The following is a 243-nucleotide window of genomic DNA, read 5'->3' on the forward strand; positions in this document are numbered from 1 at the left end:
GTGTGCCACGGGTGTTGCTCAACCAGGTGGTGGAAGGCGTGGGCGGTTACTTCAAGGCCTGCCTGAAGGCGGGTGAACGCTTGCCCGCGCCCAGCGGTCTGCTGATGACCCTGGACCGCACGCGCCGTGCCCTCAACGGCCAGGGCCTGCAAGACGAAGACGACACGCGCCTGCATCTGCTGCACGCCTTGGCCGGCCTGCGCCTGGCGCTGTTGCCCGGTGTGGAGTTCATTGGCGGTACAG

General features: G+C 67.5%; 1 protein-coding gene. It reads left to right on the forward strand.

The window, feature by feature from the left end:
- The coding region (locus AAEY78_RS14640) for a hypothetical protein (RefSeq protein ID WP_352340189.1) at positions 1-243 on the forward strand (243 nt) is incomplete at both ends.

The organism is Psychrobacter sp. 16-MNA-CIBAN-0192 (genome assembly GCF_040309565.1).
GTDB lineage: Bacteria > Pseudomonadota > Gammaproteobacteria > Pseudomonadales > Moraxellaceae > Psychrobacter.